Genomic DNA, 13646 nt, shown 5'->3' on the forward strand with positions numbered 1-13646 from the left:
CTATGCTTCAGTTACTTTAACCGTTAACTCTGCTGTAACCTGCGGATGAAGTTTAACTGGAACCATATGATTGCCCAAACTTCTAATGGGTTCATCCAGTTGAATCTTTTTCTTGTCTAAAGATAAATTAAATTGCTTTTTGGCGGCTTCAACAATTTCCTTAGCTGTCACAGAACCAAAGAGCCTTCCGCCTTCTCCTGCCTTGACACTGACTGTCACAATCTTATCTTTTAATTCCTCTTTGAGTTGCTGTGCTGCAGCAAGTTCCTCCTGTTTTTTCTTATCTTCTGCTTTCTTTTTCAAATTCAAATCATTTAAAGACGTTTTGGTTGCTTCTACTGCTAATCCCTGAGGAATTAGATAATTTCTTGCATAACCATCGCTGACATTTATAACATCACCTTTTTTACCATGTTTTTTTACATCCTGAGTTAATATAACTTTCATCTTCTTTCCGCTCCTTCCTCTAAGTATTCATCTATAGCTTCTATTAATTGATCGTATACTTCATCAATAGGGACTTCGCTAAACTGGGCTCCTGCCACAGTCTGATGGCCTCCGCCCCCTAACTTTTCCATGATGAGTTGCACATTAATATCTCCTAAAGATCTTGCACTAATCATAACATCATTTTTTATAGAACACATCACAAAGGATGCTTTAATCCCTGAGATATTTAATAATTCATCTGCCGCCTGAGCTGCGATCACAGCTCCATTTTTAAGATCAGAAGGCGCAATAGAAATCGCCATATTCTTCCTATAAATGCGTGCATCCTTAACCGCAGCTGCCCTTGCCTGATATGATTCCATATCGTTTTGAAACAGCATGCGAACTCTCGTACTGTCAGCCCCATTTCTTCTTAAAAATGCAGCAGCCTCAAAGGTTCTTACCCCTGTTTTAAATACAAAGTTCTTGGTATCAATAGTAATTCCTGCAAGAAGAATATCTGCTTCTATTGGCTTTAGTTTAACCTTATCTACGATGTATTGTAAGATTTCAGCAATCATTTCGCAAGTGGAAGATATAAAAGGTTCTAAATAAGTCAATACAGCATTATCAATAAACTCTGCACTTCTTCTATGATGATCAAATACTACAATATTTTTACTTAATTCCAAAAGCTCAGGGCACTCTGTATAACTCGGTCTATGAACATCTACAACCACTACAAGGGTTTTTTCTCCCGTATGCCCTATGGCTTCAATACTGTTTAAAAAAATCTTTTCTTCATATTCTCCAGATTCTAAGATTTTGTCATATACTGTTTTAATCGCACTGGTAGGTTCGTTTAATACAATATAAGCTTTTTTACCTAATAACTGAGCTGCCCGATAAACACCTATGGCTGCTCCGAGGCAATCCACATCAGGATTTTTATGCCCCATAATCAGAACTTCATCCGACTCTTCAATAATCTCTCGGAATGCATAAGCCTTCATTCTTGCCTTTACCCGGGTACTTTTTTCAACTTCCTTGGTTTTTCCCCCGTAGAAAGAATATTTGTCAACATTTTTAATAACCGCCTGATCTCCGCCTCTTCCCAAAGCTAAATCAATGGCTGCTTTTGCATACTCCATAGACTGGGGCAAATTTTTCCCATTCACCCCAATCCCTATGCTTAATGTCACAGGAAGCTCATTGCCTATATGGATCTGCCTTATTTCATCCAGGATCTCAAATTTCTTCTGTCTGAACTTTTCTAAATGCTCATTGTAAAAAAGCATAAGATACTGGTCTTTTTCTAACTTTTTAACGATACCTTCACCCTGCTGCGCCCAGGAATTTAACTTTCTGTCAATCAAGGCAATCAGTAAAGGCCTTCTGACGTCTTCTACACTTTGCATGACCTCTTCATAATTATCTATAAAAATTAGTCCTATAGATACTTTTTGCTTTAAATTTTCTTCTTTTAAAATCATATTGTGCGTATTGTCAATAAAGTAAAGTCCATACATAGTCCGCTGGCTGCCGCTGGCTTGTGACAAATACACCCGATCGATATATACATTATAGTGCCTGTTGTCTACAGTGATTGTTTTTGTAACCTGTTCTTTTCCTTTTGGAAACTGATCGGCAGTAATATCCAGAAAAAGATTTTGAATGTTTTTATTCACTAAATTCTTTGCTTTTATGACTTCTTCTATCCTGGGATTATACCATTTGATCCATCCATGGGCGTCAACCATAATAAATGGAAAAGGAAAATAAGACAGCACATCTTTATGAATGGAATGGAAATCATAGTCTTTATTTAGAGTCCTTTCTTCCAGCTGACTTCCTTTCTTCCCCCATAAAAGAGTAAAGATCAATAACGCCACACAAAGCAGCATTGCAACAAACCCTATAACTGGCTCATAAAATAGAAAGATTACTCCAAAAACAAACAAAATCAATATATAGAAATGAGGCTGCAGAAAAACTCTATTTATAAATGTTTTGTAATGACTTTTATTCATGGTTTAGCCTCCACACATACATCTATACAACCTTACTATAGGAATCTTTCTGTTTTCCTGAAATTAAATATGCCTTCCAAGAATCCAAGGATTACAAATAAGAAAGGACTTACAATGATGCTTAAGAAACTTAAGATGCCCATAAATGCCTTAAATCTAGCACCGGCCTTAGCATTTTTAATCACGTGGATCGTAAATAAAACACCAACAATAAACATAAAAACAGCAAATATAATCAGAACATTATCCATAGCCATGGCTAGCCTTGGATATAATCTGTCATCCATATCATTTCGAATAAGCCAGGTTAAACCCAAAAGACCTACAGTTAAAGGGGTAAATCCAATATTCGTTATGTCTTTAATTTTAGGAGACTCCCATTTTAGAGCTTTTAAAATAAGCTTTGTAAATAAGACTTGAACAATTGAAGATAAAAAGCCACCAATAAAAATGAAAGCTGGGAACAGATATCGTATTAAGAAAAAAGATTGCTTTATTGCCAATCTGTAAAGCGAATAATTCTCCGCAAATTTTACAGGGTCTTCCTTTAAAAGATATAAAGAAGTAGTCCCTGTTCCCTGCAAATTATTTAATAACAGCTCGTACTGCTTAGACAGTTGACTAAGATACTGATTTTCAACAAAATTGGTAAATGAATAGAACCGTGATATAATGCCTACTTTATAGGCAAAGTTCCATATGATCAGCAATCCAATCCATCCGGATAAGTACGCAATAGAAAGCATAATAATATTTTTAGGGAGATTTTTTTGCTTATGATAATAAATACCGCATACAAAAGACGGCATTAAAAGAAGTAATATGAGCATAATCGCAGCTCTTGGACTAACTGTAAATATTAATACAGACAACACAACCACCGGCATTACAAAAGAAGACATCTGCGTCCCTTTTTTGTATACATACAGGCTATAGGGTACACCAAAAAAACATGCAAGAATATATAAAACGGGAAGAGAATATCCCAGTACACCAACACCCGTATAAAATAATCCCATAGCTAAAAGCCATAGAATATCTTTTATCGAAAATTTCATTTCATGACCTCCTGTTTTTCTCATACGCTCCATCCAGATGTCTAAGTAAAGCTGTCAAATCAGCAAACCATTCTTGCTCATCAGTATTTTCTAAAATACCTACTTTTAATTTGTTACGAATCTTCATATCTAATGTATTATATGGTATTCCTAATCTTTTTGCGAGTAGATAAGTAAGAATAATGATATTGGCTAATAAGTCTCCTCTGTCCTGGTAACTTTGATTCCCATAATCAAGCATTCCTGAAAACAGATTTGCTACATCTGAAAGAAGTTGTGCCTTTAACTTTTCGATAATTTTTAAAGAGCGTGTAATATCGAACTCTTTATCGTGCATCGCCATAATACCACCCCATTCTCCCATTGAAACCGTCTTTTAATTATATCATTCTTTCGTTTTAATGAAAAGTCTATTCAATAATCTCATAGGACCCTAATAATTTGTAAAATGAAGTTTTTCTCTGTACCATCATAAGCGCATTTTTCATATCCTCTTCCAAAATATGTCCCTCTAAGTCAACAAAAAATACGTATTCACCCAGTCTTGTTTTAGAAGGCCTGGATAAGATTTTAGTCATGTTGACATCCCATAGAGAAAAAATATTTAAAACTCTGTAGAGTTCCCCAGGCTTATTCTCCGTGGAAAATACAAGGCTGGTTTTGCATTTTGCACCCCTTTTGCCCTCTTCTTTTCCTAATACTACGAATCTGGTTTCATTATGTTTGTTATCCTGAATATCGGAATCCAGAACAGAAAGTCCATATTTCTTTGCTGCAAGCAAAGTTCCTACTGCTGCCCTGGGAGCCTTATTGGCTGCAACTTCCCTTACTGCTTCGGCAGTTGAACTGGTAAATACGATCTCAGCTTTTGGAACATGAGTATGTAAATAGTTTCTGCATTGGGCAATGGCCTGAGGATGGGATAAAACTGCTTTAATTTCACCAAAACCGAATTCTTCAAATCCAATAAAATAATGTCTTACAGGTATTACAATTTCCGCCTGTATTTTTAAATTGACTTCAAAGGCCAGCATATCCACAGTTGTATTGACAGCCCCTTCGATGGAATTTTCAATAGGAACAACGCCTTTTGAAACTTCTCCTTTGTCTACAGCCTGTAATAAATCCTGAATCGTTGGAAAAGGAATTAACTGATATTCATTTATATTGTTAAAATACGCATAAGCCGCCTGCTCCGAAAAAGTTCCGCTTGGTCCTAAATATCCTGCAAGTAACATAGCTTCCCCACTTTCTTTAGAAGTATAAGCTCTTTTATTCTATCACATACATTTTTTTAAATCTATGGCATTTATGCTTAATCTGTGCTATACTACTGTTGATATATATTTCTAAATAAAGGAGGCACTGGAAAATGGACTTTAAAATTACCCATAAATTAAATGAATCGGATCATCAATGGCATATCTCTATTGAAGGTGAGATTGATATCTATAATTCTGAACAATTAAAAGGAAAATTATATGAGCTCCTTGAAGAAAAACAAGCGGATTTATATATCGACTGCAGTAATTTAGAATATATTGACAGCACCGGATTAGGCTCATTGGTATCTGTTCTTAAAAAAGTTAAGCAGTTTAATGGAAATATTCATTTATCTCAGCTCAAGCCTAATGTAGCAAAAATCTTTAAAATCACTGACTTAAACAAAGTATTTATGATAGAAGGTGCTGCCCATGAATAATCCTAAAAATCCATCCGCCAACCAAGATGTTATTGAACTGGGACTCCCCTTAAATCCTGCCTATGTCTCTGCTGCAAGACTCACTGCCTCTTCCATTGCAAACCGCATGGGATTTGACATTGAAGATATTGAAGATATTAAAGCAGCTGTATCAGAAGCTTGTACATATTTAATCAAACAGTATCAATTAGACAGAGATGGGCAAAGTACTTTCAAAATTCAATTTATGATTAAAGAGGAAGGTCTGGAGATTCAGTTAACCACCCGCAGATTCAAAAAAAGTTCCGGACAAGAGGAAGACGGCTTAGGCATCCTGATGATCGAAGCATTAATGGATTTCATTTCTATCTCTAATAAAGATGATGATACCCATATAGTAATGTTGAAAAAATTAAAATAAATGCATATGTTCTTAAAAGTGGTTATATATACCACTTTTTTATTTTTCTAAAAATTTTTGATTCAAAAAAGGTATAATATTCCTTTGCGCAGAATTAATATATATATAATAATACATGTCTTTTATGAAGCTTTGCCATGTAAGATCAATAGGGATGAAGGTGGTTTTATGAAAGCTCAACTCTTCAAAAAGACCTTTCCAAGTGAACTCAAATGTATTAGAACAGTCATAGAAGAAATTATGGACTATTTATGCTGTTCCTTTCCTTCTTTATCCTCAGAGGATTATTTTGATTGCAAATTAATTTATAATGAGCTCTTAATCAATGCCGTAATTCACGGAAATGAAAACGATAAAAGCAAATTTGTATCTGTAACGATTGAAATTATAGGGGATGATAGTATATACTCTACTATTACAGATGAAGGAAATGGCTTTGACTATAATCGTATATTAAAAGAAATAGAAAAAACAGACCGGCTTTTCTTAGAAAGCGGTCGAGGCATTCAGCTGGTACAATCATTAACCAATGAACTTCATTATGAACCTTCAGGAAAACGAATAAGCTTTTACAAAAGGATGAGCAAAAATGGACAAAATCTTAGTTGTAGATGATATCGAGCAAAATGTAGAATTGATCAGCCGATATTTAATCAATGCAGGATATGATGTCATCACAGCCAATAGTGGCTCTATGGCAATCAAAAAAGCAAAACTGCTTCAGCCTGATTTGATTATATTAGATATTATGATGCCTAATATAAGCGGTTATGACGTTTGCAAAATCTTAAAAAGCAATGAAGACACAAAATATATTTCCATATTGGTTATAACGGCTCTGGATTCAAAAGATACGAAAGTAAGAGCCTTTGAAGCAGGTGCAGATGATTTTATTACCAAATCCTTTGATAAAATGACCCTGCTTTCAAAGGTAAAATCTCTTCTTCGTATCAAACATTTAAGCGATCAGTTAAAAAAGCAATATGCCGAACTTCAGGAAAAAAATAACATCATGGATTATCAGCTTAAAATGGCAAAGCAAATTCAGCAGTCCTTAATTCAGGAGGCCAACTTCTCAGTGAATGACGTAAAATTTACGAGCCGCTATATACCAGCCTTAGATGTGGGAGGAGATGTATACGACATCATCAAGTTAAATGAAGATTCTGTCGGGGTATTTATTGCCGATGTTTCAGGCCATGGAATCTCAGCTGCTCTTCTTACATCTATGGTAAAAATGTTATTCAGAAATCTGGTAGCTGCCTGTCCTGAACCAGATAAACTCCTGTCTCAAATGAATCGAGAATTTATTAATGTATTTGCCAATAAAATCACTGATGTATATGCCTCAGCCTTTTATGCAAAAATAGATACCAAAAATAGGATCATACATTATTCCAATGCAGGACAAGCGCTACCTCTGTTTGTCCGATCCTGCGATGACACAGTAGAAGAACTCAGTATCAACGGTCTTCCCATTGGTCTTATGGAAGATTCTTCCTATGATTTAAAATCCACTGTATTTGAAAAAGGAGATGTCATTTTATTTTATACGGATGGCTTATGTGATTCCCTTTACAAAGATAATCCGGAAGAATTTATTCAAAAATTAAAAGAACTGTTGCTGGACTACAAAAACCAGCCCTCAGAAGAAATCATAGAATCTATTTTAAATCAGTTTTATTATCTCGATGATTCATCAAAATATGAAACCGATGATGTAAGCATTATTATATGCAAAATATAAGGAGTTGAAAGCTTTACTTTCAACTCCTCTTATATTTCCTGGATCTTTAAATATAATAAAATTTCCGATCCTTTTCCTTGATGATCCATGATCTCATAAGCATTCACAATCACTGGAAGGGAATTGTTTTCTTTATCCCTGATATTCCACTTCCATTCCCCGAGACTACCTCTTCTCATCATATCTTTTAGACTTTTATCCACCATTTCCGGATCATCAAAATAATCGGCAAAATATTTTCCTTTCATTTCTTCCCTGGTAAATCCCAATAAAGAAGATATTAGTTCGTTGCTCTGTATAATGATTCCTTCCCTGTCGATGAGCAGAAGGGCCCTCGTACTGCTCTCCAAAAGTTTCTGATTAAAGTTCTTTTCATAGATTAAGGCCTGCTCCATGTTTTTCATCGCAGTAATGTCTTTAGTGATATTGGTAAATCCGATGAGCTCATTATTTTTATTATACATTGGAGTAATAAGGACCTCGGCAAAATAGTTTTCTCCGTTTTTCTTGGTCCTCCATCCATATTCAACATATTCCCCTTCTGTTTTGGCGATTTCCAGCTCCTTTTCCACTTTTCCTGATTTTACATCTTCGTCCTTATAAAGGGTTGATATATGATTGCCTATGATTTCCTCTGCTTTATAGCCTTCCAATAATTCTGCTCCTTTATTCCAGGTAGTAATAAAACCGTCCTTATCCATAGATACGATGGCATAATCTTTTATACTGTTTATAATATTGTTTAAGAAATCTGTTCTTTCTTTTACCTTTTCTTCTAATTCATCATTCATATTTTGAATCAGCTGATTTTGAAACTGCAGCTCTTTTGAAAGTCTTTCCGTTCTTTCATAAATCATCGCATTGGAAACAGACATTCCTAGATAATAGCGAATAGACTTTATGACCTCTATCTGCTCTTCCTGATAATCTGTAATACTGGCCAATACCAATATTCCTACCAGCTCATGCTGAGTTGAAATAGGAACGACCATCAGGGACTTAGGCTTAATCTTTCCTAAAAATGTCCGGGTACAATATGCCGTATCCTCAGGAATATCGGAGATAATTTGAATTTCATTGCTTTGTGCCGCCTGCCCGATAAACCCTTCTCCAATAGAAATATCAAACTCCTTATACACATTCTTAGAAAATCCAAAAGAAGCCTTGATCTCCAACTTATTCGTAACAGAGCTGGCAATATAAAACGCTCCCCAGTTGCTTCTTGTTGCATCAATCACTTTGGGAAGAAGATCTTCTAAAAGCTTTTCCAGTTGAATATTCACTGCCAAGGCATTAATGATATTAAATGTCTTAACTTTAATCCTGTTTTGACGTTTTAAATGTCCTCTTAAAGATTCCAGAGCATTATACACCTTCTCGAATGCCTTAGAAGGCGCGAAATCAGCTTCTTCCCCTTTAGAAATACTTTCAATATTTTTCATTAATGCATCTATTTGTCCATAAACATTTTTCTTATACTTCCACCAGGATATAAAAGAAAAAGCAAGTACTAAAAATACATCCCCTATAATCATCAAAATTGCGATTCCGTCGGAAATATAAGTATGTATATAAAAAAGTACTACACCCAGCAAAACGCCTATAACCAATAACACTGAATGGATTATGAATTCAAATTTAGGATGTTCTTTCATGACGACACTCTTCTTCCTTTTCTCATTCTCCCAAACATTTCTTAAGACCTGTTAAAATAGGTATATCTGTTGATAGGCAAACATACTGTTGACCGCGCTTTTGGCAAAAGGATTGAATTTGAATTTGAAATTCTTTAAGGGCCTTTTTGTATGCTTCGATTGTACTCTCTGTTAATTCTATATCTTTAAATTCCCCGCTTTCTTGATCTGTTAGCCTGTAATATCCCCTAAGACTTGGGTTTAGTTCTTCCGGGGATAAAATTTGAACCAGTACAACCTGCTGTTTTTTATATTGAAGAAGCTTCACTGCTTCTTCATATCCATCCTGCGAAAAAAAATCAGACAGAATAAAAGAGATCCCCTGTGCCATAGGATAATTCTTAAGGCTCATAATAGACTGGGTTAAAGTCGTTTCTCTATCAAGAGGAAGTTCATCTAAAAACTTTACAACATCATAAAACAAGTTTTTTGATTTGATATTTTTCTTCTCTGCGTTAATCGTTCTGCCACAGGCATAGAGATTCACTACATCCATGTTTCTTAATCCAATATATGCAATAGCTGCCGCCAAATGCTTTCCATAAAAAATTTTGCTTATTTCACTGTCGTCCATAGACATGCTGTTGTCTAAAAATACATTTACATTTCCTTGTTTTTCTTCCATAAAAAGTTTTAAAAACGGTTTATCAAAGCGGCCATAACTGTTCCAGTCAATTCTTCTTAAGTCATCTCCAAGAACATAGGGACGAAAATCAGAAAACTCTAAGGACATCCCCTGAGCTTTTGATTTTCGCGCACCGCTATATCCATTGACAAGAAGAGACTCCATTCTTATAGCAAAAACATCCAATTGGGATAAAAATTCTTTTGTAATAACTTCCATCAATTTGGGCATAGTTATTTCCCTTCCTCTAAAGCTGCCAAAATCAAATCATCTGATGTAACCTGATCTGCTAAAGCTTCAAAATTTAAGAAAATACGGTGCCTTAAAGTAGGAAGGGCCACAGTCTTAATATCATCAAAGGATACATTGTATCTGCCTTCAAGCAAGGCATGAATTCTTGCAGCGATAATAATTGCCTGAGCACCCCTTGGACTTGGACCATATCTTACATATTTTTTAGTTGTTTCAGAAGCATGCTCCGATTCCGGATGAAGTTTCAGTATAAGCTGCATAGCATACTCCAATACAGGGTTTGCAATTGGCACCTGCTTTGCGATTTCTCCCATCTGTAATAGATCTTCTTTGCCGCATACAGTTCTTGGCTCAGAAACATTAACTCCTGTTGTCAGGCCTACAATTTGAGCCAATTCTTTTTCGTTTGGGAACTTAACATCTAGTTTGAACATAAACCGGTCCATCTGGGCTTCCGGCAAAGGATAAGTTCCTTCCATTTCTAAAGGATTTTGAGTCGCCATTACAAAAAATGGACTAGGAAGAGTGTATGTATTATTGCCTACTGTAACGGTTTTTTCCTGCATGGCTTCCAGCATTGCACTTTGGGTTTTTGGCGTTGCACGATTGATTTCATCGGCTAACACAATGTTTGAGAATACAGGCCCTGCCTGAAATTGAAATTCACTGCTTCCGTCCTGCTTCTTCATAATGATATTGGTTCCAATAACATCTGCTGGCATTAAATCCGGGGTAAACTGAATTCTTGAGAATCTAAGATCCAGCACTTTCCCTAAGGTTTTGACCAATTGTGTTTTTCCTAAGCCGGGAAGCCCTTCAAGGAGCACATTACCCCCGGCAATAATAGCCATAAGCACATACCGTATAATGTCTTTCTGCCCTATGATACTTTCTCCAATGGCCTCTTCTATTTCTGTAAAGCGTTTAGAAAAGCTTGAAATTTGATTTTCAGTTATATCCATTTTTAATCACCATTACCTAATCTAGTTTTAATTCCATTGTATCTAAGTGAAATCTATTAGTCAATAAAAAAGAAGTGCCGCCAACTACTTAGTAGTTTCGTGACACTTCTTAACCTATTAATCTTGAGTATATGGAAGAAGAGCGATATGTCTTGCTCTCTTAATAGCAATTGTTAAGGCACGTTGATGCTTTGCACAGTTACCTGTAATTCTTCTTGGAAGAATCTTGCCTCTTTCAGAAACGTATTTTTTAAGTCTATTTGTATCTTTATAATCAATCACGTTCATTTTATCAATGCAAAAATTACATACTTTTTTTCTTTTACGGATACGTCTTTTTTGAACTGCCACGCTTAACCCTCCTTTACGAATACCATTCACTAGAATGGTAAGTCTTCATCTTCTAAACTTTCATCGATTGGATAAAATCCTTCCGGTTCTTGATCAAAAGGGGTTGTTTTATATTGCTGTGTTTGGGACGGTTCATAGCTCTGATGGGCTTCAAAGGCAGCTTTGCTTTCTGCAAAGTACTGTTCTTCAACAACCACATCCGTAGACCATCTTCTTTTACCTTCCTGGTCATCCCAAGAACGCACCTGAAGGCGACCTACTACAGAAACCATCTGCCCTTTCTTAAAATATTTCTCCGCAAATTCTCCCTGTTTTCCAAATGCAACCACATTAATAAAGTCCGCATCCGGCTCTCCTTCACGTCTGAAACGTCTATTAACAGCGAGGGTATATCTAGCTACTGCCAACGGCTCTGCGCTTTGCGAGTATCTTATTTCCGGGTTTTTTGTCAATCGTCCCATTAAAATCACTTTATTCATACAATAACCCCCTTTATCTTTTGAGGAACTGCAATATTCTATCTCAAATTATTTCCAATATGTTCAATGTCTAATCATTATGGATCAATTATTCTTCTACTTTTGTAATCAAATATCTGATTACAGAATCCATAATACGAACACGGCTTTCAATTTCTGCTGGCGCACTTGCATCAGCTGTGAAAGTAATGAAGTAATAGAGACCTTCGTTAAACTTACTGATTTCGTAAGCTAATTTTCTTTTACCCCATTCATCCACTTTTTCTACGGTTCCGCCAAATCTTGTGATATAGCCTTGAACTTTTTCCAATGCTGCATTTTTTGCTTCTTCTTCAAGACTTGGTGCAAAAACCACTGCAAATTCGTATTTGTTCATTCTCAAGCACCTCCTTTTGGACTTTGGCCCTATTATAAATAGAGCAAGGATTTACACTTACAATCTAAGATGATACCATAAAATCAAGAAAGATACAAGCTATTTTTACAAATTATCTGCCCCAGTTATTTCCTCAGCTATTCCTTCTGGCCTCTCAAGAATTTTTTTCACTCTTTTTTCAAACTTTGTTCGAGGAATCAGGACTAAATGATTGCATCCCGTACATCTTAATCTAAAATCAATGCCCACTCTAAGTACTTCCCACCTATTGGCACCACAGGGATGGGGTTTTTTCATTTGTACGATATCTCCTACATAAAACTTCATTTTCCTACCTCCATAGTTTTAATGAATAAATTGATCTACACTGTATTATATATAAAGAAAGGAAGATAAAACCAGAACTTTGTGTTTTTATTGCTGTACGATATCAATACTTTGTAAAACTTAAATATGGGGGAACCTTAATGAATTGGAAACTTTTCTTTTCTGCCTTTTTTACCTTATTTATTGCTGAATTAGGAGATAAAACTCAACTAGCAGTATTTTGCATGAGTGCAGATAAAAAACAACCTATCCCAATATTTCTGGGAGCCTCCTTAGCTTTAATTCTGGTCACGTTCTTAGGGGCATTTTTTGGTGAATACATATCAAGATATATCCCGCAGCATATTATTAAATTCATTGCCGGATGCTTGTTTATAGGAATTGGGATATTTGTATTAAAAGAATCATTCATGGAATTATCAAAATAAAAAAAGAATAATCAAAAACCCCATAGGATATCAAACCTATGGGGATTATTTTATAAGGCGCCAATCGGATTTGAACCGATGAATAAAGGTTTTGCAGACCTCTGCCTTACCACTTGGCTATGGCGCCATATTTTAAATTCTGGCAGCCACCTACTCTCCCAGGCAGTCTCCCGCCAAGTACCATCGGCCGTCTATGGCTTAACCATCATGTTCGGTATGGGTATGGGTGTTTCCCATAGACGCATCGCCACCAGAAATATATGAGTGACCCATAGGGGACTCGAACCCCTGTTACCGCCGTGAAAGGGCGGTGTCTTAACCGCTTGACCAATGGGCCATATTGGCTCCCCGAGTAGGATTCGAACCTACGACCCTCCGGTTAACAGCCGGATGCTCTACCGCTGAGCTATCGAGGATTATAATTGCTTCGCAATTATTTAGAAGTTTTTTTCAAAAACTTCACAATCTCGCTACACATCAGAAGTTTTTAGAAATTTTCTTCTAAAACTTCATATTCTCGCTTCCCTTGGAAGCTTTCTTGAGGATCTGCACCCTCAAAACTAAACACTGTCTGCTAAAGCTTTCTTAGGTCAAGCCCTCGACCTATTAGTACTTATCAGCTCAACATGTTACCATGCTTTCACCTTAAGCCTATCTACCAGGTAGTCTTCCTGGGGTCTTACTAGCTTATGCTATGGGAAATCTTATCTTGAGGTGGGCTTCACACTTAGATGCCTTCAGCGTTTATCCCTTCCAAACTTGGCTACTCTGCTGTGCACTTGGTAG

At 36.1% G+C, this 13646-nt stretch carries 17 protein-coding genes, 3 tRNA genes and 2 rRNA genes; 5 read left to right on the top strand and 17 right to left on the bottom strand.

All coding sequences use genetic code 11. The features are described 5' to 3' along the window. From rplI to pheA, 5 genes are all read right to left on the bottom strand, one after another. A complete protein-coding gene (gene rplI, locus JOD07_RS01825; protein WP_158741145.1) occupies positions 1-447 on the bottom strand; it encodes a 50S ribosomal protein L9 in 447 nt (148 codons plus the stop codon). Then, entirely contained in the window at positions 444-2459 is a 2016-nt protein-coding gene (locus JOD07_RS01830; protein ID WP_158741146.1) for a DHH family phosphoesterase, read from the bottom strand. The genes rplI and JOD07_RS01830 overlap by 4 nt, the downstream gene beginning before the upstream one ends. 35 nt (positions 2460-2494) lie before the next feature. Then, positions 2495-3517 carry a DUF2232 domain-containing protein gene (locus tag JOD07_RS01835; protein WP_204611791.1) on the bottom strand — a complete coding sequence of 341 codons (1023 nt, stop codon included), beginning with the start codon at positions 3515-3517 and terminating at the stop codon, positions 2495-2497. Between the two features lies 1 nt (position 3518). Beyond that, the gene (locus JOD07_RS01840; RefSeq protein WP_158741148.1) at positions 3519-3860 is read right to left on the bottom strand and encodes a MazG-like family protein; all 342 of its coding nucleotides are present in this window, start codon (positions 3858-3860) and stop codon (positions 3519-3521) included. A gap of 67 nt (positions 3861-3927) precedes the next feature. Next, complete coding sequence (pheA, locus tag JOD07_RS01845) at positions 3928-4755, bottom strand: prephenate dehydratase (protein WP_158741149.1); 828 nt, start codon at positions 4753-4755, stop codon at positions 3928-3930. 134 nt (positions 4756-4889) lie between these two features. On the opposite strand from pheA, the gene JOD07_RS01850 reads away from it, so the two are divergent. The 4 genes from JOD07_RS01850 (at position 4890) to JOD07_RS01865 (ending at position 7366) form a co-directional block, all read left to right on the top strand. Then, on the top strand, positions 4890-5219 hold the full coding sequence (locus JOD07_RS01850) for an STAS domain-containing protein (protein WP_158741150.1): 330 nt from the start codon (positions 4890-4892) through the stop codon (positions 5217-5219). Further along, positions 5212-5619: an ATP-binding protein gene (locus JOD07_RS01855; RefSeq protein ID WP_158741151.1), complete on the top strand. Its 408-nt coding sequence runs from the start codon at positions 5212-5214 to the stop codon at positions 5617-5619. The genes JOD07_RS01850 and JOD07_RS01855 overlap by 8 nt, the downstream gene beginning before the upstream one ends. Positions 5620-5787: 168 nt before the next feature. Next, the gene (locus JOD07_RS01860; protein ID WP_158741152.1) at positions 5788-6234 is read left to right on the top strand and encodes an ATP-binding protein; all 447 of its coding nucleotides are present in this window, start codon (positions 5788-5790) and stop codon (positions 6232-6234) included. After that, positions 6209-7366, top strand: a complete 1158-nt coding sequence (locus JOD07_RS01865; RefSeq protein ID WP_204611793.1) for a PP2C family protein-serine/threonine phosphatase — start codon at positions 6209-6211, stop codon at positions 7364-7366. The genes JOD07_RS01860 and JOD07_RS01865 overlap by 26 nt, the downstream gene beginning before the upstream one ends. Before the next feature lie 29 nt (positions 7367-7395). Here JOD07_RS01865 and JOD07_RS01870 read toward each other — a convergent pair whose 3' ends face one another. The 7 genes from JOD07_RS01870 to JOD07_RS01900 all read right to left on the bottom strand — a co-directional run bounded on the left by JOD07_RS01870 (position 7396) and on the right by JOD07_RS01900 (position 12432). Further along, on the bottom strand, positions 7396-9021 hold the full coding sequence (locus tag JOD07_RS01870; protein WP_204611795.1) for a PAS domain S-box protein: 1626 nt from the start codon (positions 9019-9021) through the stop codon (positions 7396-7398). A 22-nt stretch (positions 9022-9043) separates the two neighbouring features. Continuing rightward, positions 9044-9916, bottom strand: coding sequence for a DUF58 domain-containing protein (locus JOD07_RS01875; RefSeq protein WP_158741155.1), 873 nt, complete (start codon positions 9914-9916; stop codon positions 9044-9046). A 2-nt stretch (positions 9917-9918) separates the two neighbouring features. Continuing rightward, positions 9919-10899, bottom strand: a complete 981-nt coding sequence (locus tag JOD07_RS01880) for an AAA family ATPase (protein ID WP_158741156.1) — start codon at positions 10897-10899, stop codon at positions 9919-9921. 117 nt (positions 10900-11016) lie between these two features. Next, entirely contained in the window at positions 11017-11271 is a 255-nt protein-coding gene (gene rpsR, locus JOD07_RS01885; protein WP_158741169.1) for a 30S ribosomal protein S18, read from the bottom strand. Between the two features lie 8 nt (positions 11272-11279). After that, on the bottom strand, positions 11280-11729 hold the full coding sequence (locus JOD07_RS01890; protein ID WP_158741157.1) for a single-stranded DNA-binding protein: 450 nt from the start codon (positions 11727-11729) through the stop codon (positions 11280-11282). An 88-nt stretch (positions 11730-11817) separates the two neighbouring features. Beyond that, on the bottom strand, positions 11818-12105 hold the full coding sequence (rpsF, locus tag JOD07_RS01895; RefSeq protein WP_204611797.1) for a 30S ribosomal protein S6: 288 nt from the start codon (positions 12103-12105) through the stop codon (positions 11818-11820). Between the two features lie 105 nt (positions 12106-12210). Beyond that, positions 12211-12432 carry a DUF951 domain-containing protein gene (locus JOD07_RS01900; protein WP_204611799.1) on the bottom strand — a complete coding sequence of 74 codons (222 nt, stop codon included), beginning with the start codon at positions 12430-12432 and terminating at the stop codon, positions 12211-12213. Positions 12433-12572: 140 nt separating this feature from the next. Between JOD07_RS01900 and JOD07_RS01905 the strand changes: the two genes are divergently transcribed. Next, a complete protein-coding gene (locus JOD07_RS01905; RefSeq protein WP_158741160.1) occupies positions 12573-12860 on the top strand; it encodes a TMEM165/GDT1 family protein in 288 nt (95 codons plus the stop codon). Positions 12861-12915: 55 nt separating this feature from the next. Here the strand turns inward: JOD07_RS01905 and JOD07_RS01910 are convergent. The 5 genes from JOD07_RS01910 to JOD07_RS01930 form a co-directional block, all read right to left on the bottom strand. Further along, positions 12916-12987: transfer RNA gene (locus tag JOD07_RS01910), tRNA-Cys, on the bottom strand. A 10-nt stretch (positions 12988-12997) separates the two neighbouring features. Continuing rightward, positions 12998-13115, bottom strand: a 5S ribosomal RNA gene (gene rrf, locus JOD07_RS01915). Positions 13116-13125: 10 nt separating this feature from the next. Beyond that, a tRNA-Glu gene (locus JOD07_RS01920) sits at positions 13126-13197 on the bottom strand. A 4-nt stretch (positions 13198-13201) separates the two neighbouring features. Beyond that, positions 13202-13276, bottom strand: a tRNA-Asn gene (locus tag JOD07_RS01925). 170 nt (positions 13277-13446) lie between these two features. After that, a 23S ribosomal RNA gene (locus JOD07_RS01930) occupies positions 13447-13646 on the bottom strand; the annotation flags it as partial.

The sequence above is a fragment of the Defluviitalea raffinosedens genome (genome assembly GCF_016908775.1).
Taxonomy (GTDB): Bacteria; Bacillota; Clostridia; order Lachnospirales; family Defluviitaleaceae; genus Defluviitalea; species Defluviitalea raffinosedens.

Bases quoted from the DNA above. Each gene is read 5' to 3' on its own strand.
- JOD07_RS01860 (WP_158741152.1), top strand. From the start codon at position 5,788: ATGAAAGCTCAACTCTTCAAAAAGACCTTTCCAAGTGAACTCAAATGT.
- rpsF (WP_204611797.1), bottom strand. From the start codon at position 12,105: ATGAACAAATACGAATTTGCAGTGGTTTTTGCACCAAGTCTTGAAGAA.
- JOD07_RS01870 (WP_204611795.1), bottom strand. From the start codon at position 9,021: ATGAAAGAACATCCTAAATTTGAATTCATAATCCATTCAGTGTTATTG.
- JOD07_RS01880 (WP_158741156.1), bottom strand. From the start codon at position 10,899: ATGGATATAACTGAAAATCAAATTTCAAGCTTTTCTAAACGCTTTACA.
- JOD07_RS01890 (WP_158741157.1), bottom strand. From the start codon at position 11,729: ATGAATAAAGTGATTTTAATGGGACGATTGACAAAAAACCCGGAAATA.
- JOD07_RS01875 (WP_158741155.1), bottom strand. From the start codon at position 9,916: ATGCCCAAATTGATGGAAGTTATTACAAAAGAATTTTTATCCCAATTG.
- JOD07_RS01835 (WP_204611791.1), bottom strand. From the start codon at position 3,517: ATGAAATTTTCGATAAAAGATATTCTATGGCTTTTAGCTATGGGATTA.
- JOD07_RS01850 (WP_158741150.1), top strand. From the start codon at position 4,890: ATGGACTTTAAAATTACCCATAAATTAAATGAATCGGATCATCAATGG.
- JOD07_RS01855 (WP_158741151.1), top strand. From the start codon at position 5,212: ATGAATAATCCTAAAAATCCATCCGCCAACCAAGATGTTATTGAACTG.
- JOD07_RS01830 (WP_158741146.1), bottom strand. From the start codon at position 2,459: ATGAATAAAAGTCATTACAAAACATTTATAAATAGAGTTTTTCTGCAG.
- JOD07_RS01900 (WP_204611799.1), bottom strand. From the start codon at position 12,432: ATGAAGTTTTATGTAGGAGATATCGTACAAATGAAAAAACCCCATCCC.
- rplI (WP_158741145.1), bottom strand. From the start codon at position 447: ATGAAAGTTATATTAACTCAGGATGTAAAAAAACATGGTAAAAAAGGT.
- JOD07_RS01865 (WP_204611793.1), top strand. From the start codon at position 6,209: ATGGACAAAATCTTAGTTGTAGATGATATCGAGCAAAATGTAGAATTG.
- pheA (WP_158741149.1), bottom strand. From the start codon at position 4,755: ATGTTACTTGCAGGATATTTAGGACCAAGCGGAACTTTTTCGGAGCAG.
- JOD07_RS01905 (WP_158741160.1), top strand. From the start codon at position 12,573: ATGAATTGGAAACTTTTCTTTTCTGCCTTTTTTACCTTATTTATTGCT.
- JOD07_RS01840 (WP_158741148.1), bottom strand. From the start codon at position 3,860: ATGGCGATGCACGATAAAGAGTTCGATATTACACGCTCTTTAAAAATT.